The following is a 19459-nucleotide window of genomic DNA, read 5'->3' as shown; positions in this document are numbered from 1 at the left end:
CGATCAGCGGTGAACAAAAATTTCAGTTGTTGCCGAAAATGTCGAGGGCGTGGCCCGCTCCTACGACACTATCACTCTCAGTCATTGCGAGCCTTTTACGTAGGCTTGGCAAAGCGCATACCGCTACTTCCGCCTGCCATAATTCAGAGACCAGCGACTGGGCTTTACCCAATGAGCCGCTGGTCCAAAAGGATTCTCCGCCTGCCTTGGCCGCATCCGCCAACAGACCGGCAACTTCAAGCCGACGGCGCAGTTGCCGTGCAACGGCGGCGGCGGAATCTATGACAGCCACCCCGGGGCCTGCTATGTTCTGTATCAACGGCGCCAAAAACGGATAATGCGTACAGCCCAGCACTATCGTGTCAGCTTTCTGCTCCAGCAATGGAATCACATATTGCTCAAGCAATAGCCGGGTTTTATCGCCTGACAAATCGCCCGCTTCTACTTGTTCAACCAATCCGGGACATGCCTGTCCCAATATCTCGACATCCGTACCGTATCGCGCAAACAACTTCACAAAATTATCGCTGGCCAATGTCCGGCTGGTTGCCAGAACGCCGATAACCCCTGATCGGGTATTCGCCACCGCCGGTTTAACGGCTGGCTCCATCGCAATAATCGGCATGGAGAAGCGTGAGCGCAATGTCGTTATCGCCGCGCCGGTTGCCGTGTTGCAGGCCACGACAATGGCCTTGGCGTTCCGGCTCACCAAAAACTCGGTAATGGCAATCGACCGGGCCTCGATAAATTGCTGGGATTTATCGCCATACGGCGCATGGGCGGAGTCCGCCACATACAACAGATCCTCACCCGGCAACGCCCTGCGAATCTCATGTAAAACTGATAATCCGCCAACGCCTGAATCGAAAACGCCAATCGGATCTGCGGCACTCATATTTTGCAAGTTCAGCTGTTTCTCAACATTCGTACTAAATATGCAGCTTTACCTTACAAACCAAACAACTCTTTCATTTTTTGCCCGGGACTTTCCGCACGCATAAACACTTCGCCAACCAGGAAAGTATAGATTCCATTATCCAGCATCAACTGCACGTCTTCATGGGTATGAATACCGCTTTCGGTGATGATCATACGATCTGCGGGGATTTGCATTTTTAAATCCAACGTAGTCTGCAATGAGGTTTCAAAGGTGCGCAGGTTGCGGTTATTGATGCCGATCAGTTTGGTATCCAGTGTTAGCGCTCTTTGCAGTTCTTCCGCATTATGCACTTCTACCAGGACATCCATGCCCAGTTTGGTTGCGATATCTGACAGCTCATGCATTTGGCTGTCTTCCAGCGCGGCGACAATCAACAATATACAGTCGGCTCCCAAGGCGCGCGCTTCATAGATTTGGTAAGGGTCGATCATGAAGTCTTTTCGGAGCACCGGTAGCGGACAGCGTTCCCTGACCATTTGCAGGTAGACTTCCGAACCCTGGAAAAACTCCTTATCGGTTAACACCGACAAACAGGCTGCGCCATTCATCGTGTAATCCTGACCGATGGCGATAGGTTGAAAAATTTCCCTGATCACGCCTTTGCTGGGCGAGGCTTTTTTGATTTCCGCAATAATAGCCGGTTTTTTTGCCAGTACCTTGCTTTGCAGGGCGTTATAAAATCCGCGCGGTCTTTCTACAGTTCCGGCAATTTCTTCCAGATTGGCGATGGTCATGCCCAGTCTGCGTCGGGCAACTTCTTCTACTTTTTTATCGAGAATTTTTTTTAAAATATCTGGCGTATCAGTCATGGCTTCTAGTCGTTTATGAGATTTTTGAATATGCGATCAACGCATCGAATTTGGCTTTTGCCGCGCCGCTGGCGATAAGCTGCCGGGCTTTTTCTATGCCGGCGCTTAAGGAATCGGTGATATTGGCCGCGTAAATTGCCGCCCCTGCATTGAGCGCCACTATGTCCCTGGCCGCTCCGGCTTTATTATCCAGTACCGATTTTACCATTACCAGGCTGGAGGCTGCACCATCAACGGCCAATTCTGCCAAACTGGCCCGTTTAAAACCGAATTGTTCCGGCGTAATTATGTAGCTGGTGACGTTACCGTCTTTGAGTTCGGCAATGGTTGAGGGCGAGGCAATGCTGATTTCATCGAGCCCGTCATCGGCATTAACCACCAACACATGCTTGCTGCCGAGTTTTTTTAACACCTGCGCCAGCGGCTCTACCCACTGTTTGGCAAATACGCCAATCAGCTGGTTCGGCGCACCGGCGGGATTGGATAACGGACCCAAGAGATTGAACAGGGTTCTTACGCCCATTTCTTTACGGGCATTGCTGGTATGTTTCATTGCGCCGTGATGTTTGGGCGCAAATAAGAAGCCGACGCCGATTTCATTGACGCAGTGCGCGACTTGTTCGGCGCTTAAATCCAGGTTGACCCCAGCGGCTTCCAGCAGATCGGCGCTGCCGCAACTGCTCGATACGGAACGGTTGCCGTGTTTGGCCACCTGCCCGCCCGCTGCGGCCACGACAAAGGCGCAGGTGGTGGAGATGTTAAAGGTGTTCGCACCATCGCCGCCGGTGCCGCAGGTGTCGATGACATGCTCGCCCTTTACCTCCACTTTGGCGGCCAGTTCGCGCATCACTTCGGCAGCGGCGGCGATTTCGTCGATGGTTTCGCCTTTACAGCGCAGGGCGATTAAAAACCCGCCGATTTGCGCGTCAGTGGCTTGGCCGCTCATGATCAGCCGCATCACCTCGCGCATTTCATCGGAGCTTAGGTTTTGTTTGTTCAGCAGGGTTTGCAGGGCTTGTTGTATATGCATGTTTTTGTTTAGGGTAAATTATGTTTCACCACGAAGACACGAAGGACACGAAGTTTTATTTTGGTTGTCTTCGTGCTCTTCGTGTCTTCGTGGTGAATCTTTTATATATTTAAAGTTCATCCTGCAAGCGTTGATAAATGCCGCCGAAGCTGCCATTGCTCATCAACACATAATGTCCGCCGTAACGCGCTTCAAATTTGAGTTTGGCAATGATTTCATCCAGCGACTGACAGATTTCGATATTACCGGCGTATTGTTTCAGCTCGCTTAAGTCCCAGCCCATCGCTTCCGGCTGATAGATAATGGCCAAATCGGCATTACCCAAAGATTCCGCCAGCGTTTTGGTATGCACGCCCAGGCGCATGGTGTTCGAGCGCGGTTCAACTATCGCAATGATACGTTCTTGTCCCACCTGTTTGCGCAAGCCGTCCAGCGTTGTTTGTATTGCGGTCGGATGATGGGCGAAGTCGTCGTATATAGTCACCCCGCTGCCTTCGACTGCGCTCAGGACAGGGATATGGGCGATCACTTCCATACGGCGCTTGACGTTTTTAAACTGCCCCAGCGCTGCTATCGCATCCTTGGGTAAAATGCCGACGTGTTTTGCGGCGACTATCGCAGACAGCGCATTGTAAACATTATGTTCGCCGGTTAGCGACCACTCGACGCAGCCTTGCGCTTGATTGTCCATCAACACATTGAATTGGCTGCCATCCTCCTTGATCAATTGGGCATTCCACTGAGCATTTGAATTAATCGAAGTCTTGGCAACCGGCGTCCAGCAGCCCATCGCCAGCACGTCATTGATATTGGCGTCGCGTTCAGGGCTGATAATCAGGCCTTCGCCCGGCACCGTCCTGACCAGATGATGAAATTGTTTTTTGATCGCATCCAGGTCGGGAAAAATATCGGCGTGGTCGTATTCCAGGTTATTCAGGATGGCGGTGCGGGGGCGGTAGTGGACGAACTTCGAGCGCTTGTCGAAAAACGCGGAATCGTATTCGTCGGCCTCAATCACAAAAAAGTCGGACTCGCCCAACCGCGCCGAAATACCGAAATTTAGCGGGATGCCGCCGATTAAAAAGCCCGGATTAAAGCCCTGATGCTCCAGTATCCAGCTCAACATGCTGGTTGTGGTGGTTTTACCGTGGGTTCCGGCAACGCCCAGCACCCATTTATCCTGCAACACCTGCTCTGCCAGCCATTGCGGACCTGATACATATCTCAGTCCTTTATTAAGCACCGCTTCGACTTCAGGATTACCGCGCGACAGGGCATTGCCGATAATCACCAAGTCGGGTTTACCGTCCAGGTTCTCGGCCCGATAACCGTCCATCAACACGATGCCTTGCTGTTCCAGCTGCGTACTCATCGGCGGATAAACATTCTGGTCTGAACCGCTGACTTGGTGACCCAACTGCCGTGCAATCACGGCAAGTCCGCCCATGAATGTTCCGCAAATGCCTAAGATATGAATGTGCAATGTTTTATCCTGAGTTGAATTATTTTTTAACGGGTGGTTTGGCATCGGGCTTTTCCGCCGGTTTTCCGCCGGCACCGTCTTTGGCTGGAGCTGTCGCGTCTTCTATCGGCACGTCCGCCTCTTCTTTTGCCCCGGCTTTTTCCAGAATTTTAATGATTTTTTCGTGGGCGTTTTTTTTGGCTCTGCCCATGACTGTCACATTTTGTTTATCCAGCGCATTGACATCGGCTCCGGCTACAATCAGTAAATTTACGATGTCTTCATTGCCGAAAACCAGCGCATCCATTAACGCGGTCGCTCCTGCATTATCGGCAAGACTGACATCGGCTCCGTATGCCAACAGGGATTTAACAATCTGTACATTACCGTTAAAACTCGCTGCCATCAATGCGGTGCGACCGCTGGCTGTTTTACCGTTAACATCAAGCCCTTGTGCCAGCAAAGCCTCTGTTCTTTCAAGCTTGCCCATCATTGCCGCCGCAAATAAATCTTTAGTATCTTCTGCCTGAGTCGCTTGGGACAAGGCCAACAACAGAATTAAAAAGCCGTCTTTGTATTTCATACTGAATAGTTACTTGCGTTTAATGAAAAGTTACGATGAAATAATCAACACATAACCTATATGATCCAATAATGAACGAAAAAAACAAAATATTAGTTGAAGCCACACCTCATTTCATAGAAGCGCAATCTTCTCCTGATGAGGATCGCTATGTCTTCGCCTACACCATCACTATCACCAACGTCGGCGAAATACCGGCAAAGCTGCTTCAGCGTCATTGGCTGATTACCGATTCCAATGGCAAGATCCAGGAAGTCAGAGGCGATGGGGTCATAGGCGAAACTCCTTATCTTAAACCCGGCGAATCTTTTCGCTACACCAGCGGTGCAATGATAGCGACACCTGTCGGCACCATGCAAGGCGACTATACTATGCATTCGGATGATGGCGATAATTTCCGTGCCGACGTTCCCAGATTTACCTTGTCCATCCCCAGAACTCTGCATTAAAAATGTCTATTTATGCTATCGGTGATATTCAAGGCTGTTTTGATGAATTATTAAGACTCCTCGATACTATTTCTTTTAATGAACACACCGATCAGTTGTGGTTTGCCGGCGATCTGGTCAATCGAGGCCCCAAGTCTCTGGAAACCCTCCGCTTTGTAAAATCGCTTGGGGATTCTGCAATCACGGTACTGGGCAATCATGATTTGCATTTGTTGGCTGCATCCTGCGCGCCAAAAAACATAGCCCATAAAAAAGACTCGCTGCTGCCGATACTTGAAGCGCCGGACAGAGATGAGCTGATTGATTGGCTAAGACATCGGCCGCTGTTTCATTTTAACGATGATTTCTGCCTGGTGCATGCGGGTCTTCCGCCCCAATGGGATTTTAAGAAAACAAAAAAGATGGCCTTGCTGGCGGAGCAGGCCTTAAAAGATACTGATTATCAGGCGTTTTTAAAACAAATGTACGGCAACAAGCCTAATATCTGGTCATCCAATTTGAAAGGTGTCGAGAAGTTACGATTTATCATCAATTGCTTTACCCGAATGCGGTACTGCGATGTTAACGGCCGATTGGATTTTGTTAATAGCGGGCCTCCAGGCTCGCAACCCAAAAGCCTTGTTCCCTGGTTTGAAGTGCCTAAACGTAAAAACGCAGACATGCGCATTATCTTCGGCCACTGGTCTGCCTTGGGATATTATGAAGGCCCTAACTGTTACGCCATCGATACCGGCTGTCTTTGGGGCGGCCAACTCACCGCATTAAAACTCGGTGAGCAAGTGCAGCGTTTCAGCATTGATTGTCCTGAAACTAAAAAATCCAATAAAAGTTATCCGGCTGTAGCCAGTTAACTTATTAACCAATGTAGGAGCGGCTTTAGCGATAATCGCGGCTAAAGCCGCTCCTACATGTTAATGCTCATAAGCAGTCCAACGCCGGCTTTGGACTGCTAGCCTTTTCGTTTTTCCAGCTTCAAAAAACTGTAGCTAAACGCCGCATCAGGATCGTCCCGGATATCTTCCCGCTCCACCTCGATCCACTGAGCTGCATCAATTTCGGGAAAAAATGTATCACCGGGGAATTCCTGATGTATTTGCGTCAGGTAGAGCGTATCGGCAACCGGCAGCATCGACTTATAAAAATCCGAGCCGCCGATAACGAAAATTTCTTCAGCATCGCGGCAACTTCCCAGCGCCTTTTCAATATCATTAAACACCAGACAGCCCGGTTGGCTGTATGCCGGATTCCTGCTGATAATGATATTAGTACGCCCCGGCAGCGGCCTGCCTATCGACTCGTAGGTTTTTCTGCCCATCAAAATGGGCGCGCCCATGGTGATTTTTTTAAATTTTTTGAGGTCGGCGGATAAATGCCAGGGCATTTGATTGTTCAGGCCGATGGCCCGATTGCTCGCCATCGCGACGATAAGTGATATTTTCATTTTAATGCCGTATTGTTCGAGTAATTAATTTTATCCAGGCATCATACCGTGCTTATCCGGTTGTCATTTACATGAACTCAATGCAGTGAAATGGGATTTGCTTGCTATAGCTCGGCCTAGATGGAAGCGGTACGTAGATAACCGACATACTACCGGTAGTCGATATGTACGACAACCGGATATCAATACGGGGGTTAATTAACCCCAGTTTTCTCACTGCCAAAAAATAATAACGGATCATAAGGCTTCCAGAATTGATATTTTGTCATGACCACGTCAAATAACTTGGATGTTAAAAATCTGTTCAGCCACTGCTTTACAGCAGGATAAGGAGAACTCTCAAACCAATCTGAATCGACCGCCGCAAACTGGCGGATAAAAGGCAAGATAGCGGCATCAGCCAATGCAAAATAATCACCACACAAGAATTGACTTTGATTTAACCGTCTTTCAAGGTCAGTTAAAAACAGCTCACCTTGCTGCCTATAGTAAAGCTCGGAGTATGCCGGATAACGATCTGCATATTTATATCGGTCCAAATGGTATTTGAATTCCTCGTCATTCCGTCGGATCAATTGCACCGCATTTTGTAACCAAGAACTATTAAGCCAATGCTCGGCATCGTTCTGACGCAACGCCCAAAACATAATATCCAGACTTTCATCAATCACTTCACCGTTCTCAAGTTGCAGCACCGGCACCATACCCTTAGGCGAAACAGCCAGCATCGCTGCAGGTTTATCGCGTAACTCGACCTCCCTTAATTCGACAATGACTCCGGTTATTGCGATAGCCAGACGAGCTCTCATTGCATAAGGGCAGCGCCGAAAACTGTAGAAAATGGGTCGCACACGTTCGGTGGTTAACGCTAATTCAATCATTTCTCAATAGTTAGGTCATTCATCGGGCTTAGAAACATTCCTAGAGGTTGGGCTGACATTCCCGTTTCGGGCGTCGACCTCATTTCACATTGGGCGACACACGCATACGGATGTGTGTGTCGCGTGCCCAGAGATGCCTTTATTTATCCGTGGATTGCTAATGGACTGAGCAATCCGACCGGACGGTTTTCGGATTATGCGCCGGAGCTGTTTTCGACTAAAAAATCTTTTATTTCCGCATCGCAAGATCCGCACCCAGAACAAGCGTCTGTTTCCCTTGGAATCATATCCAGATCATTGATGCCCTGAGCGATAAGCTCCTTGATTTTCTCTTTAGTTGTTCCGGTACAGTAGCAAATAACATCGTCTTTTGTATTATTCATATAGAGCTGTCAACTTATTCCATAGAGCATTAATGATCACCCCAGAATTTTTTCGAACGGTAAGTAATAGCTTATTTGTTTTTTCCAGTGCATTAAAAATGCTTACTGTATATTTCCAGCGTACCAAGTCAATAATCTATTAAGAGAATTTTTACTATCAACATGAACCCTTATAACTGCATGATTTGATGGGTTAAGAGATGGGTTATATCTAGCGACAGAACTTGATATTCCAGGATTACCATTTTCTCCTTTATGGCCTCGTGGATAAAATTTCATTTTTTCAATACCCTCAATACCTTCGATTGGATATTTTTCACCCGTTATTGAATTGAAATTCACATAACAAGTAACCGTGTTTTTAGTTCCACAGAAAACAGCAATATGTCTTTGCTTCTGATCGTCTACGCTAAAACCAATAGATTTACTCTTTTCGGTATGAGCGTTAGTTGGCTTAAAGCCCAAGCTCTCTAATTGCATAATAGCTTCTTCTGGATTCCATTGACTCATTTTATTCTCTCCTATAAGTTGATCTATCGAATACGAACATGAATTGTATCTAGTTAGATGGGGGTGTGTTTTATTTCGAACACCCGGTCTTCAACTTTGGTAATTCGGAGCGTATCGCCAGGTTTTGCATTAATGACTTTATTTAAATAACCACCAAAACGTGCTCTAGGGCTAATAGTGATCGAACTTTTAACACGCATATCAGTACTTCTAATTTCATTGCCGAATCGCAGTTCAATAGGGATACCTTGGTTTCCTGTTGCTCGATCACCAAAGCAATCTGGAGGAAAAAATTCTGAAAATTTTGCAGGAATATCGATATAACCGTTTTTGATGCCCTTCTCGGTCAAATTGATTTCGATATAAGGCTTTTCTTGTTCGTTGGTGTCCACTTCATACTCAATTTCTTTCTTATATAGAATCAGCTCCATTTGTTCTGGAAACAGCGCTGTGAAAACCTGTTCGGTAAACCAAACGGGATCAACCTTAATGACCTTGGCAATGCGATGGGTATCTTTAATAGGCAGGTTATCGATATCATCTAAAATAGACCAAATTTTCTCACAGCTATAACCTAAACGTTCTGCGGCATCTGCATATCGGAATGAACCAACACTATGATCACAGAACTTTTCTAATCGCTCTTTTATAAATGGCGCTATTTCTATATAGCGTAAATTTTCCGGTAGCTCATCTTTGTCGAAAGCAATAAAAGTCGTTTCCCTAAAACCGCTTTTTCTGCCGCGCATCCAGCGTAGTGCTTCTGCGCTTTCAATATGTTCGCCATTGAAACTTTGCAGTTTATTTTCACCTTCATCACGTAGCGCATTCCTAACACTTTTTTCGTTCATATTGGTCAATAAAGTGATGTCGGCAATGCTTACCGCTTCTTCAAAGTCCAACCTATGTCTTGCATGACATAGATTCATCATGTCACGCAGACCAGAATAAACATCACCTTCAGTCCACCACTCAGGGATATTAGCACCGCTTGACATTATTGCGTATGTACCAGTCAGATTAAGAAACTCTTGGAATACTCCATCTTCACTGTCAGAAGCCCAGCTATCCCAATCAATCCCTTGAGTACAGCGCGCATGGTAAGCGTACTCATAAAAAAATAGCAAATTTCTTCCAATGCTATATTTGGATAAATCGATACGTTCAAAATCATAATGTATGTCAATATCTGTATTATCTATCGACTCAAGAAGGCGATTACCAAAGCCACCATTCCCATTGCCAAAACAGGCACCCACAAATGCGCATAAAAGAAGTATGCGCTCCGCAAGCTCTCTTTCTAGTTTTTTTAAATGAGCGTCAACGTAAGAGTTTTTCATGGTTTTCCTTAAAAAATTATTTCATGCAAATTATAAATAATTACACTAAAATGTCAAAATATAATATATAAATATTTATATTAAATTTCACTGAAATTCTTATTTTAATTTTTATTGCATATTTGTGAAATAAAAATTAAAATAGCCTTATTATCTTGATTTTTGACTTACGGAGCACGGGCATGAACTTAACACTACACGCACAGACCAGGCTAGAGCAGAGAGGCATTTCTCCCGTGATTATCGACTGGCTTGAGCAGTATGGAGCTATCGAGCCACAAAATGGCTCAGAGTTGATTTACTTCAATCAGCTCAGCCTTAAAAAGTTGGCCAGTTATACCGGTGGGATTAGCAATAAAATTGACAAGCTCAAAAGTATTTATCTGGTGAGGGGGAATAACGGCAAGATTATTACCACCGGATATCGAGAGGAGTCAATTAAACGTAAATAGCATCATCAGGATTTTTTTTAAACTTACTACTTAACAAAAGAGAACCAATACATCATGGCAAACTATCAATTTGAAAATTACAGGGCACTCATTCAAAATGAGCCTCATTTTTCTACCACTGCCCCATTACCTGATTCGCTTTTGCTAAAAAAAGAAGGAAAAATAAGCATTTATTACGCTCCATTTGAGTATGTTAATGAAAACGCAAAAATTGTACTTGTTGGCATTACACCTGGCCTTCAGCAAGCTGCTAATGCACTGAATGCTGCAAAAATTGACTTAGAAAAAGGCGGTTCTTCAGAAGATATTTTAAAAGCGGTTAAATCGGCTGCCAGCTTTAGCGGCTCCATGAGAACTAATTTAATTAGTATGCTTGATGATGTTGGGATTCACGAAAAACTGGGTATACCCAGTACTGTATTGCTTTTTACCTCTCATGCACATTTAGTGCAAATGGCATCTATTTTAAAAAACCCTGTTTTTGTTGATGGCGGAAATTATTCCGGCTCACCATCAATGCTTAAAACGCCTTTGCTAAGAGAATCGATACAAGAGTTTTTTGTAACAGAAATATGCAATAAACTAAAAACATCTCTGTTTATCCCTTTAGGGCCTAAAGTAACGGAAGCCTTGGAATGGCTCGCTTCACAAAAAATAATCAATGAGAACCAAATATTAAGCGGTATGCCTCACCCATCAGGTGCTAATGCTGAAAGAATTGCCTATTTTTTAGGAAATAAGCCGAAAGATCAGCTATCAATTAAAACAAATCCAGATTCAATTGATAAAAGTAAACGTGCTCTTTTAATAAAAATAGGTGCGTATAAATGCTGAATTTTTTAATAGTGTCGGTTGATAAAGTGATGCTTTTGGAAAAAAGAAATAAAAGATATTTTAAGTCTGTTGCTTTAGGCATTCAGTCCGGAATTATTTTGCTTCCACTTGAAGTATTTAAAGAAATTTTAATTCCTTTCGTAAAAGAAACCGGCTGGATTTGTTATATATTTTTTAACATTATTTTGGATGTTTTTACGGGTGTAAGAAACATTGCTACTCTTAGTTTTAAGTCCATATTTTACGGATTTTCTGGAAGACTTGGGCTTGAGGATGACGACGAATAAATGAGCTTTTCGTCACAAATTAGCTCTGCACTGTAGAACGAACTTAACGTTAAAATCACTCATTACTTACGTTATAACAAATTGATTTTATTATAAATTTTAATATAAGGTATCTATGCTATCAACTGACGAGCAAATAAAACCACAAATGTTTCATGAATTTCTTAGGGACAAAATTGATCAGTCCAACATTAAACAGTCAGACATGGCTGCGGAACTTAGCTTTGATCGAGCTAACATTATCAGCATGTTTAAGGCTGGCAAAACAAGAGTACCGCTCAGAAGCATTCCTCATATTGCCAAAATTCTCAACGTTGATCCAAAGCAGATGCTTAGAATGTCAATGCTTGAATACTGTCCAGAGACTCTAAAGGCCGTTGAGCAGGTATTCGGTGGCGTAATAACAAAAAATGAACAGGGGATTCTTGATGAAATTAGAAAATTATCACAAGGAACTGATCCGGAAATTACTAGCATAGCGCATAGACAAGCGGCCGAAGAGTTTGTTAAAAGACTTATGATAAAACAGCTTCAAACTGCGACTCAGTCAACGATACCAAAATCATAGACCACAGTGTAGATATGAAAAAAATAATCGCAATAACACTGTTTGCCACGTCATTAAACGTTATTGCCGCTGACCAGTCCGGCACTGCATATAACCCTAACAGTTACGGTGCGCCACAGCTATATTACAGTGCAGAAAGCATACGTGAACGCAGAGAACAAGAGCTTATGAAGGAGTCTAATGACATAGCCAAAGAGCGTTTGGAAGTAGAACGTGAACTACTTCGCGAAGAAAAACGCGAGCATCAATCTTACGGTGGGTACAACTAAATCATCCCCTCCAGCGCACCATTCGAGCACCTGGAAAACCATGAAACTTTACTGCGTAACAGTTATTCAATCTTCACCACGAAGATTTATTTTTTCTGCGTTGAGCTAACAATACCCTAGACGACTGACGAGCAATTCTGTGCACAAATCCATTCGAGTCAAATTATTTCTAACTTTTCTGCTGACCACCTTGCTGGTTGTGGCCGGCATGTATTTGTTTATGGGCTGGTCCTTGGATCGGGGCTTTAATGAACTTATTGAGACACGGCAACGTGAACGGGTCTCAAACTTGATCGATGGACTGGCCGACTATTATGCCGATGCCGGCAGTTGGGAACCTCTGGCCGGGAACAAGCAACAATGGATTCAGTTGCTGCTGCAATCCGATAACCGTCGTCACCGGCATCCGGCACCCTGGATGAAAAAAGCGCTGACCGAACCGCTGAACAGATGGCCTCCCGACATTGAATCCGAAGCCCTTAGCAATCGGCGTTTCAAACCTTTGGAAATGCGGGTGATGCTATTGGCCGCTGATAAATCGATTATTTTCGGTCAACCGGAAGCGCTGTCGCAATTAACGCTGCAAGCAATCAGGCATGAGGATCGAGTCGTCGGTTTTCTGGGACTGTTGCCGGGAAAACCCGACAATCAACTCGGCGAACTCCGGTTTATGGAAAGGCAGGCTAAAGAATTCGCCTGGATTGCACTGTTAATGATAACGCTCTCCGCCGTTCTGGCGCTTTTGCTGGCCTATATTCTGGGTCGGCCGATCAAGCGTATTACTGCGGCAGCCAAAGCACTGGCTGTCGGCCGTTACGATATCCGCCTGCCAGTCGAATCCGGTGACGAACTCGGACAGCTGGCGCGTGATTTTAATGAAATGGCCGCCGCCCTGGAACAGTCGGAACAGGCCAGGCGGCGTTGGGTTGCCGATATTTCCCATGAGTTGCGCACCCCATTGTCGGTATTGCGCGGCGAGCTGGAAGCATTGCAGGACGGCATTCGTCCAATGAACCGTGCGGCAATCGATTCTTTGTTCGGCGATGTTATGCGGCTAAACCGGTTAACGGAGGATCTTTATCAATTGGCCTTGTCCGATCAAGGCGCATTGACTTACCGAAAAGCGCTTATCGATCCGGTGGCCGTTTTAAAAGGAGATTTGGCTGCGCTGATGCCTGAATTCGACAGTAAACAGCTGAGCATTCAATTGATCAATAAGACACAGGGTACTGTCAGCCTCTATGCCGATCCGGACCGTTTATCGCAACTGTTCCGCAATGTGCTGAAAAATAGCGCCAACTATACCGACAGCGGCGGCCGTCTGGAAATCACGGTTGCAAAAAAGGCGGATACCCTGTTTATCGATATGGCCGATAGCGCCCCGGGGGTATCCGGCGAAGAAAGAGAGAAATTGTTCGACCGGTTTTACCGGGTCGAACATTCGCGCAGCAGAAATCATGGCGGTGCAGGGCTCGGTCTGGCCATTTGCCGAAACATAGTGGCCGCGCATAACGGCATTATCAAGGCGCAGGCCTCATCTCTGGGTGGACTCGCCATACACATTGAGTTACCGGTGCAATCATGACCATGAACGATACCCGCCTTATTTTAATCGTCGAAGATGAACAAAAGCTCGCCAAGCTGGCAGAGGATTATCTGCAAAATGCCGGTTTCGCCACCGCTACGCTTGGCGAGGGCAATGCGGTTGTGCCCTGGGTCAAACAGCAGCATCCGGATCTTGTATTATTGGATCTGATGTTGCCGGGTTGCGATGGTCTGACGATTTGCCGTGAACTACGCAGTTTTAGCAAAGTGCCGATTATTATGGTTACCGCGCGCATAGAGGAAATCGATCGTTTACTGGGTCTGGAAATGGGTGCCGACGATTATATTTGCAAGCCTTACAGTCCCCGCGAAATGGTGGCGCGGGTCAAGGCGGTACTGCGCCGATTGCAGCCCCAAGCGGATAATGATGAGCATCCTGTTCACTTGTTAACCCTGGATGCCAACAGTTTTCGGGTATTGGCCGCAGGGCATGAGATCGAACTGACCTCAGTGGAATTCCAACTGCTGCAAGTGTTATACCGGCAACCCGGCCGCATCTTTTCCCGGTCTAAATTGATGGACCAGATATATCAGGATCAGCGCATTGTTTCGGACCGCACTATCGACAGTCACATCAAAAAATTGAGAAAAAAACTGGCCGAACTGTTACCCGGCCAGGAGCTGATCCATTCGGTCTATGGCGCCGGTTATCGCTATGATCCGCAACGGGATAGCGATTAGTTGAAGCTCGATCATTCTGCCTACGGCAAGGAATAGATAAGCGTTAATTTGCACACTGTTTCCTTAATTGCTTCAAATTGTTTGCGCTTTTCGTGGTTAAAGTAGATCTCGAAAACGGAAAAACGCCGTTTGACGATCCTTAATCAATAGAGAGACTTAACATGAACAAAAAAATCATAACCATCGCACTGGCCTTAGCCCTTCCTTTGACTGTAGCCGCATTTCCCGGCGGCCATGACGGAGGCCATTTCGATGGACACAGGGGCGATAAAGTGGAACGTCTGGCCAAACAGCTGGATTTAAACGCGGAGCAAAAAAGTAAATTGGAAGTGATCTTCAAAGAACAGCAGGAAAAACGTGAAGCACTTCGTCAGGAAAGCCGTTTGCGTATGCAGGAAGTGTTAACTGCCGAGCAGATGACCAAGTTGGATGCCATAAAAAAAGAGCACCAGGAAAAATGGCAAAAACGTCATGAGGAAAGAAAAAACCAAAAACAAAACGAAAGCCAAAAGTAAACCCGCTTTGGTTGGAAGCGGCTGTTGTTGTCCAGGGAGGGACTTAGTCGCTAAACACCCAGATAAATCTTTTGAGGTAGATAAATATGAACAGTCTAAACCACAAAGTCATGCTCCTTGTTGGTGTGCTGATGTTATTCGGCCAACAAACCGCCATGGCAGATAACCGGTCGCCTTCGCATCGGAACGCCCAAATCAACCGTGTGCACCATGCGCCTCTGCGTAAACCTCAGGTTGGACATCGTTTCGACAGCCGCCGCAATGTGTCGGCACCCGCCTACAGGTACTATTACAAGCCCAGTTACCGGGCCAGTTACCGGGTCAATCAGTTGCCTCACCGGCATACCCGAGTTTTTGTTAATCCCCGCCGAATGTTTCTTTTTTGACGGTTTCTTTTATCGGCCCTCCAAGCGGCAGCTATGTCATCATCGAAGTGTTGATCGACGCTATAACCTATAAAACAGCGTCGACAACATTTTTTCAGTTTCATTTTTACCCGTCACTCGATAAAACAAATGCTTGCACGGCAATGTGATAATAATTTTACATAGTCGATCACAATACTGTTTTACACTGTCATCGGCTTGCTTAGCAATCAGCTGGAGTTTGGCATCGATATTCATGCTACGTTACAAGTTTGACCCACTTCCAAATTTAGAAACCATTTTTCAGCTACCGGAACTTTATTAATTCGTTGAGATAAAAATGCAGGTTAATTCAAATCATTACAGTTTCAGTTCACCTCAATATTGCTCCCACCAACGTGCTCTTTTATTAAATTTAGCTCCAGTCCTGGTTGCTATCTATTTGAGCTTAGTGTTGTGACGATGCATACGGTCAGTAATGCGTTACCAACGGTATGTGTTGTCATTCCGACCTATAACCATGTCCACACTCTCCTGCGTTCAATCAAGAGCGTTCAGCAACAACATTTTCAAAATTTTAAGCTGATCGTGATTGGCGATGGCGCCCCTGTTGAAACAGATCGTCTTATGTCCGTGCTATGTGCCGAGGATTCAAGGATCGAATTTCGCCCTCATCCCAAAGGTGCCGGTCATGGTGAGGCCTATCGGGCTGCCGTTATTTCTGAGCTGGACTGTGCCTTTATCTGCTATTTGGGCGATGATGATTTGTGGCTACCGCATCATCTTGACGTGATGGTCAAGTTGCTTGAATCGAATGATTTCGTTCATACCCTACACACAAGTGTACATACCGATGGAACTATCCATAGTCTGGGTGGACGTATCGATGATGCTGCGACTCGTGAAATTATGGCGCGAAACAAATGGAATATTTTTGGCCCTACCTGCGTTGGACATACCCTGCAGGCCTACCATCGATTACCCTATGGCTGGCGCCCGCGACCTGATGGCATTTGGAGTGATTTATATATGTGGAGGCAGTGGATCGACATGCCTGACTGCCACTTTTACTCCCATCCGCTACCGACAACGCTACACTTTCCGAGTCCATTGCGACTTGATATCTCACTGGAAGTCCGTTGCGCAGAGCTGGACTTATGGCTCGAAAAGATAACGGATCCGACGTTCTCTCAATATCTTGTAGAAACAGTGATGGGGGATTGGCAGACTCAACTTACGCCAGCCGTACCCATCACTCCCCAGAACCAAGAGGATAGAAATCAGATTAATCGTCTTGAAGCGCTAATTGGTTCTTATGATGAACAATTTGAAGCACTTGCACATTCGTATGATGAACGTCTTGAAGTACTTATGCATTCGCATAGTGAACGTCTTGAAGCACTTGTACATTCGCATAGTGAAAGCCTTGAAACACTTGTACATTCGTATGACGAACATCTTGAAGTGCTTGTGCATTCGCATAGTAAACGTCTTGAAGCACTTGTACATTCGTATGATGAATGTCTTGCTACGTTAGCTCAAAGCAATGTTTCATTGAAAAATTCTCGCAGTTGGAGAATTACATACCCGTTACGGGCCATTCGTCGCTTCATTTACCGCAGATAGCAGAATTCTTAAGTAACTGATGTTACACACTGAAGTTGATAAAGGCATGGAATATTGCCTGTTGACTGAATTCATGTGAGGTAGCTGTCATGAAAAATTCTCTGTTGGCGTTATACCGCGATTATCTGATGAGTTCGTTTGCCCGGATCACCGCGACCGGTTTGTCCCAACTGCCGGACCATGAGGTCAGCCATGATCAAATCACCCGATTTTTAGCAGGCACTGATTACACATCACGGGACTTGTGGTCGTTGGTGAAACCAACCGTCCACACTATTGAGGCGGACGAGGGCGTGCTGATCTTCGATGACACCCTTGAGGAAAAAACCTATACCGATGAAAACGAGATCATCACCCGGCATTTCGACCATTGCCAAAATCGCACCGTCAAAGGCGCCAATATCCTCAATTGTCTGTATCACGCCAATGGCATCAATGTGCCTGTCGCCTTCGAAATCGTTGACAAGGATTTGCTGTTTTGCGATATGCAAATCCCGCAGGTTAAGCGCCACAGCGCTCTTACCAAAAACGGGCAGCTACGCCAAATGCTGCGGGTATGCCGGCAAAATCAACTTTGATGTTGAGTGATACGTTTTTCAGGCAAAAGCGGACTCCAAATAAAATTGAAATACACCCTTGTCCAACATATCGGTCAACCGGTCAAGATAGTTGTAGCCGAACATGATTCATCGTTTCATAAGACTCATCGAATAGAATGGGTAATTTAAACCTTATAATGTACATTTGTCAGTAATACATAATAATCTGGCCTATTAAATACGACCGGGGGGTAAGTGAAGTCTATAAAAAATGTAGCATTATCTGCATGCAGCGATTCTCGGGGTACTCTTACTGAAATTTTTCGACATGACTGGGTGGATATGCCATTACCTGTACAATGGAACCTTGTTCAATCTGAGGCGCATGTTTTGCGTGGCGTCCATGTGCATGTGAAGCATGTTGATTATTTGGTGGTGATAAAAGGACGCATGCAGGTCGGCTTGACTGATCTGCGCGGAAAAGCTAAAAGAGTTGGATCGCTGATAGAACTATCAGAGGGGCATCGGTCGATGTTGATGATTCCGCAAGGTATTGCTCATGGCTTTTACTTTCCTGAACCAACGACATTTGTGTATGGAGTTTCAGAGTATTGGGATCCTGTTCACGATGAGCTTGGATGCCGCTGGGACGATCCCGCATTGGGTATCCCTTGGCCCGAGGAGGCCGTTGCACCGTTATTATCAGAGCGCGACGACGCAGCGTGTTCGTTGGAAGAATTGTTATTAAAACTCCACAGCGAAAGGAATAAACCATGGTAAGGGTTGGATTGATTGGTTGTGGTCGTTGGGGCCGCTTAATTCTTCGGGATCTTAAAGTTTTAGGATGCTGGGTAGGCGTGGTTGCAGCAAACTCTGGAAGCATTGCAAATGCGCAGTCCGCCTTCGCTGATTTAATCGTTCCGACAATTGATGAGCTGCCAGAGTTGGATGCATATATTGTTGCGGTTCCCACTATTCTACACGGCGAAGTGGTTTTACGTTTGGTTCCGCGTGGCGTCCCTATTTACTGCGAGAAACCGCTCACAAACAATGTTGGTTCCGCTCAAGAAATAGTTGAGACTGCGGCAGATCAAGTGTTTGTTATGGATAAATGGCGCTACCACGCGGGTGTGCATGCGTTACGCGATCTAGTGCGCAGTGGCGAGTTGGGGCCGGTACTTGGCGTCAAAACGACACGATTGCAATGGGGTTGCCCACATGACGACGTGGATCCTGCGTGGATACTGCTTCCGCATGATTTAACTATTGCATTAGAAATATTAGGCTTCTTGCCAAAACCTGTCCATGCAATTGCTGAATCGGATGCAGACGGGCTATTTGGGTTATCAGCTTGGCTATCCGGCCCAGCTTGGCTACATTGTGAAGTGGGTACACGTTCACCACAGTATAAAAGGAAAATAGAATTGCGTTGCAGGGATGGGGTGGCAGTGTTGGCGGATTCCTACGACCAACATATTTCTGTGCTGCGTTCAGACTTGGGTTCCCGGCGCCGGGAACCACCGATGTATGAACAACGTCCCTTTGTCGACAGCATGCCGCTCCTAGCTGAAATAACCGCTTTTATCGAATACGTCGAAGGTACGGGGCCTATGCCGAAAAGTTCGGCTTTGGAAGGATTGCAGGTGGTTGAAACCATTGCAAAACTCCGTAAACTGGCGAGAGTGGCTGATTCAATATGAGGCCGTTGTAGTTTTGTAATGTCACTCGGGCATTAAAACAAAGATATACCTTGCACGATCTCTTCATCATTGTGCATCCGCTGGCTAGCAGTCCGTGTGTGGTGGTCTAGTTTTCCCGGATACCAAAACCTTGGGGTTTCTTATATTGTAACTCTGTATTTCGGCATTTGGATTATAATCAGCCGTTAGT

The 19459-nt window shown here is 46.0% G+C and carries 25 protein-coding genes; 15 read left to right on the top strand and 10 right to left on the bottom strand.

What is annotated here, in order from left to right; all coding sequences use genetic code 11:
- Positions 1 to 22: 22 nt before the first annotated feature.
- The 5 genes from murI to Q8L79_RS03010 form a co-directional block, all read right to left on the bottom strand.
- Positions 23 to 895 carry a glutamate racemase gene (murI, locus tag Q8L79_RS03030; protein WP_305267904.1) on the bottom strand — a complete coding sequence of 291 codons (873 nt, stop codon included), beginning with the start codon at positions 893 to 895 and terminating at the stop codon, positions 23 to 25.
- Between the two features lie 53 nt (positions 896 to 948).
- The gene (gene trpC / locus Q8L79_RS03025) at positions 949 to 1749 is read right to left on the bottom strand and encodes an indole-3-glycerol phosphate synthase TrpC (protein WP_305267902.1); all 801 of its coding nucleotides are present in this window, start codon (positions 1747 to 1749) and stop codon (positions 949 to 951) included.
- 13 nt (positions 1750 to 1762) lie between these two features.
- Positions 1763 to 2779, bottom strand: a complete 1017-nt coding sequence (gene trpD / locus Q8L79_RS03020) for an anthranilate phosphoribosyltransferase (RefSeq protein ID WP_305267900.1) — start codon at positions 2777 to 2779, stop codon at positions 1763 to 1765.
- A 109-nt stretch (positions 2780 to 2888) separates the two neighbouring features.
- Complete coding sequence (gene mpl, locus Q8L79_RS03015) at positions 2889 to 4262, bottom strand: UDP-N-acetylmuramate:L-alanyl-gamma-D-glutamyl-meso-diaminopimelate ligase (RefSeq protein ID WP_305268407.1); 1374 nt, start codon at positions 4260 to 4262, stop codon at positions 2889 to 2891.
- A 19-nt stretch (positions 4263 to 4281) separates the two neighbouring features.
- The gene (locus tag Q8L79_RS03010; protein WP_305267899.1) at positions 4282 to 4824 is read right to left on the bottom strand and encodes an ankyrin repeat domain-containing protein; all 543 of its coding nucleotides are present in this window, start codon (positions 4822 to 4824) and stop codon (positions 4282 to 4284) included.
- Between the two features lie 71 nt (positions 4825 to 4895).
- Between Q8L79_RS03010 and apaG the strand changes: the two genes are divergently transcribed.
- The gene (apaG, locus tag Q8L79_RS03005; protein ID WP_305267898.1) at positions 4896 to 5273 is read left to right on the top strand and encodes a Co2+/Mg2+ efflux protein ApaG; all 378 of its coding nucleotides are present in this window, start codon (positions 4896 to 4898) and stop codon (positions 5271 to 5273) included.
- Between the two features lie 2 nt (positions 5274 to 5275).
- Positions 5276 to 6124 (top strand): symmetrical bis(5'-nucleosyl)-tetraphosphatase, encoded by an 849-nt coding sequence (locus Q8L79_RS03000; RefSeq protein ID WP_305267896.1) that lies wholly within the window; start codon positions 5276 to 5278, stop codon positions 6122 to 6124.
- A gap of 98 nt (positions 6125 to 6222) precedes the next feature.
- On the opposite strand, the gene Q8L79_RS02995 is transcribed toward Q8L79_RS03000, so the two are convergent.
- The 5 genes from Q8L79_RS02995 to Q8L79_RS02975 all read right to left on the bottom strand — a co-directional run bounded on the left by Q8L79_RS02995 (position 6223) and on the right by Q8L79_RS02975 (position 9828).
- Entirely contained in the window at positions 6223 to 6714 is a 492-nt protein-coding gene (locus tag Q8L79_RS02995; protein ID WP_305267894.1) for a dihydrofolate reductase, read from the bottom strand.
- Between the two features lie 194 nt (positions 6715 to 6908).
- Positions 6909 to 7595 (bottom strand): glutathione S-transferase, encoded by a 687-nt coding sequence (locus tag Q8L79_RS02990; RefSeq protein WP_305267892.1) that lies wholly within the window; start codon positions 7593 to 7595, stop codon positions 6909 to 6911.
- A gap of 194 nt (positions 7596 to 7789) precedes the next feature.
- Entirely contained in the window at positions 7790 to 7978 is a 189-nt protein-coding gene (locus Q8L79_RS02985; RefSeq protein WP_305267890.1) for a (2Fe-2S)-binding protein, read from the bottom strand.
- A 102-nt stretch (positions 7979 to 8080) separates the two neighbouring features.
- Complete coding sequence (locus Q8L79_RS02980) at positions 8081 to 8488, bottom strand: hypothetical protein (protein ID WP_305267889.1); 408 nt, start codon at positions 8486 to 8488, stop codon at positions 8081 to 8083.
- A 53-nt stretch (positions 8489 to 8541) separates the two neighbouring features.
- On the bottom strand, positions 8542 to 9828 hold the full coding sequence (locus Q8L79_RS02975) for a hypothetical protein (protein ID WP_305267887.1): 1287 nt from the start codon (positions 9826 to 9828) through the stop codon (positions 8542 to 8544).
- Positions 9829 to 10010: 182 nt separating this feature from the next.
- Here Q8L79_RS02975 and Q8L79_RS02970 point away from each other — a divergent pair, with 182 nt between their 5' ends.
- The 13 genes from Q8L79_RS02970 to Q8L79_RS02910 all read left to right on the top strand — a co-directional run bounded on the left by Q8L79_RS02970 (position 10011) and on the right by Q8L79_RS02910 (position 19269).
- Positions 10011 to 10280 (top strand): DUF4258 domain-containing protein, encoded by a 270-nt coding sequence (locus Q8L79_RS02970; protein ID WP_305267885.1) that lies wholly within the window; start codon positions 10011 to 10013, stop codon positions 10278 to 10280.
- Between the two features lie 54 nt (positions 10281 to 10334).
- Complete coding sequence (locus Q8L79_RS02965; RefSeq protein WP_305267884.1) at positions 10335 to 11114, top strand: hypothetical protein; 780 nt, start codon at positions 10335 to 10337, stop codon at positions 11112 to 11114.
- Positions 11108 to 11401, top strand: a complete 294-nt coding sequence (locus Q8L79_RS02960) for a hypothetical protein (protein WP_305267881.1) — start codon at positions 11108 to 11110, stop codon at positions 11399 to 11401. Before Q8L79_RS02965 ends, Q8L79_RS02960 begins: the two co-directional genes overlap by 7 nt.
- 115 nt (positions 11402 to 11516) lie before the next feature.
- Positions 11517 to 11969, top strand: a complete 453-nt coding sequence (locus Q8L79_RS02955; RefSeq protein WP_305267879.1) for a hypothetical protein — start codon at positions 11517 to 11519, stop codon at positions 11967 to 11969.
- A gap of 14 nt (positions 11970 to 11983) precedes the next feature.
- Entirely contained in the window at positions 11984 to 12238 is a 255-nt protein-coding gene (locus tag Q8L79_RS02950) for a hypothetical protein (RefSeq protein WP_305267878.1), read from the top strand.
- 139 nt (positions 12239 to 12377) lie between these two features.
- Positions 12378 to 13823, top strand: a complete 1446-nt coding sequence (locus Q8L79_RS02945; protein ID WP_305267876.1) for an ATP-binding protein — start codon at positions 12378 to 12380, stop codon at positions 13821 to 13823.
- A 2-nt stretch (positions 13824 to 13825) separates the two neighbouring features.
- On the top strand, positions 13826 to 14524 hold the full coding sequence (locus tag Q8L79_RS02940) for a response regulator (RefSeq protein ID WP_305268405.1): 699 nt from the start codon (positions 13826 to 13828) through the stop codon (positions 14522 to 14524).
- 161 nt (positions 14525 to 14685) lie between these two features.
- Positions 14686 to 15039: a periplasmic heavy metal sensor gene (locus tag Q8L79_RS02935; protein ID WP_305267875.1), complete on the top strand. Its 354-nt coding sequence runs from the start codon at positions 14686 to 14688 to the stop codon at positions 15037 to 15039.
- 86 nt (positions 15040 to 15125) lie between these two features.
- Positions 15126 to 15425 carry a hypothetical protein gene (locus Q8L79_RS02930; RefSeq protein WP_305267874.1) on the top strand — a complete coding sequence of 100 codons (300 nt, stop codon included), beginning with the start codon at positions 15126 to 15128 and terminating at the stop codon, positions 15423 to 15425.
- A gap of 441 nt (positions 15426 to 15866) precedes the next feature.
- A complete protein-coding gene (locus Q8L79_RS02925) occupies positions 15867 to 17030 on the top strand; it encodes a glycosyltransferase family 2 protein (protein ID WP_305267873.1) in 1164 nt (387 codons plus the stop codon).
- Positions 17031 to 17119: 89 nt separating this feature from the next.
- Entirely contained in the window at positions 17120 to 17608 is a 489-nt protein-coding gene (locus tag Q8L79_RS02920; RefSeq protein WP_305267871.1) for a transposase, read from the top strand.
- Positions 17609 to 17824: 216 nt separating this feature from the next.
- A complete protein-coding gene (locus tag Q8L79_RS02915; protein ID WP_305267869.1) occupies positions 17825 to 18349 on the top strand; it encodes a dTDP-4-dehydrorhamnose 3,5-epimerase family protein in 525 nt (174 codons plus the stop codon).
- On the top strand, positions 18343 to 19269 hold the full coding sequence (locus Q8L79_RS02910; RefSeq protein ID WP_305267868.1) for a Gfo/Idh/MocA family protein: 927 nt from the start codon (positions 18343 to 18345) through the stop codon (positions 19267 to 19269). Before Q8L79_RS02915 ends, Q8L79_RS02910 begins: the two co-directional genes overlap by 7 nt.
- The last annotated feature ends 190 nt before the right edge of the window (positions 19270 to 19459 follow it).

This window comes from Methylobacter sp. (assembly GCF_030680395.1).
GTDB lineage: Bacteria > Pseudomonadota > Gammaproteobacteria > Methylococcales > Methylomonadaceae > Methylobacter_A.
Note: the sequence above shows the minus strand (reverse complement) of the source record. Positions and strands in the feature narration are given on the sequence as shown.

What these genes read in the sequence shown, in the direction of transcription:
- apaG (WP_305267898.1), top strand. Translation starts at nt 4,896, where the DNA reads ATGAACGAAAAAAACAAAATATTAGTTGAAGCCACACCTCATTTCATA.
- Q8L79_RS02935 (WP_305267875.1), top strand. Translation starts at nt 14,686, where the DNA reads ATGAACAAAAAAATCATAACCATCGCACTGGCCTTAGCCCTTCCTTTG.
- Q8L79_RS02960 (WP_305267881.1), top strand. Translation starts at nt 11,108, where the DNA reads ATGCTGAATTTTTTAATAGTGTCGGTTGATAAAGTGATGCTTTTGGAA.
- Q8L79_RS02940 (WP_305268405.1), top strand. Translation starts at nt 13,826, where the DNA reads ATGAACGATACCCGCCTTATTTTAATCGTCGAAGATGAACAAAAGCTC.
- Q8L79_RS02920 (WP_305267871.1), top strand. Translation starts at nt 17,120, where the DNA reads ATGAAAAATTCTCTGTTGGCGTTATACCGCGATTATCTGATGAGTTCG.
- Q8L79_RS02985 (WP_305267890.1), bottom strand. Translation starts at nt 7,978, where the DNA reads ATGAATAATACAAAAGACGATGTTATTTGCTACTGTACCGGAACAACT.
- Q8L79_RS03010 (WP_305267899.1), bottom strand. Translation starts at nt 4,824, where the DNA reads ATGAAATACAAAGACGGCTTTTTAATTCTGTTGTTGGCCTTGTCCCAA.
- Q8L79_RS02930 (WP_305267874.1), top strand. Translation starts at nt 15,126, where the DNA reads ATGAACAGTCTAAACCACAAAGTCATGCTCCTTGTTGGTGTGCTGATG.
- trpC (WP_305267902.1), bottom strand. Translation starts at nt 1,749, where the DNA reads ATGACTGATACGCCAGATATTTTAAAAAAAATTCTCGATAAAAAAGTA.
- Q8L79_RS02995 (WP_305267894.1), bottom strand. Translation starts at nt 6,714, where the DNA reads ATGAAAATATCACTTATCGTCGCGATGGCGAGCAATCGGGCCATCGGC.
- Q8L79_RS02980 (WP_305267889.1), bottom strand. Translation starts at nt 8,488, where the DNA reads ATGAGTCAATGGAATCCAGAAGAAGCTATTATGCAATTAGAGAGCTTG.
- Q8L79_RS02970 (WP_305267885.1), top strand. Translation starts at nt 10,011, where the DNA reads ATGAACTTAACACTACACGCACAGACCAGGCTAGAGCAGAGAGGCATT.
- murI (WP_305267904.1), bottom strand. Translation starts at nt 895, where the DNA reads ATGAGTGCCGCAGATCCGATTGGCGTTTTCGATTCAGGCGTTGGCGGA.
- Q8L79_RS02965 (WP_305267884.1), top strand. Translation starts at nt 10,335, where the DNA reads ATGGCAAACTATCAATTTGAAAATTACAGGGCACTCATTCAAAATGAG.
- trpD (WP_305267900.1), bottom strand. Translation starts at nt 2,779, where the DNA reads ATGCATATACAACAAGCCCTGCAAACCCTGCTGAACAAACAAAACCTA.
- Q8L79_RS03000 (WP_305267896.1), top strand. Translation starts at nt 5,276, where the DNA reads ATGTCTATTTATGCTATCGGTGATATTCAAGGCTGTTTTGATGAATTA.
- Q8L79_RS02950 (WP_305267878.1), top strand. Translation starts at nt 11,984, where the DNA reads ATGAAAAAAATAATCGCAATAACACTGTTTGCCACGTCATTAAACGTT.
- Q8L79_RS02990 (WP_305267892.1), bottom strand. Translation starts at nt 7,595, where the DNA reads ATGATTGAATTAGCGTTAACCACCGAACGTGTGCGACCCATTTTCTAC.
- Q8L79_RS02925 (WP_305267873.1), top strand. Translation starts at nt 15,867, where the DNA reads ATGCATACGGTCAGTAATGCGTTACCAACGGTATGTGTTGTCATTCCG.
- Q8L79_RS02955 (WP_305267879.1), top strand. Translation starts at nt 11,517, where the DNA reads ATGCTATCAACTGACGAGCAAATAAAACCACAAATGTTTCATGAATTT.
- Q8L79_RS02975 (WP_305267887.1), bottom strand. Translation starts at nt 9,828, where the DNA reads ATGAAAAACTCTTACGTTGACGCTCATTTAAAAAAACTAGAAAGAGAG.
- Q8L79_RS02910 (WP_305267868.1), top strand. Translation starts at nt 18,343, where the DNA reads ATGGTAAGGGTTGGATTGATTGGTTGTGGTCGTTGGGGCCGCTTAATT.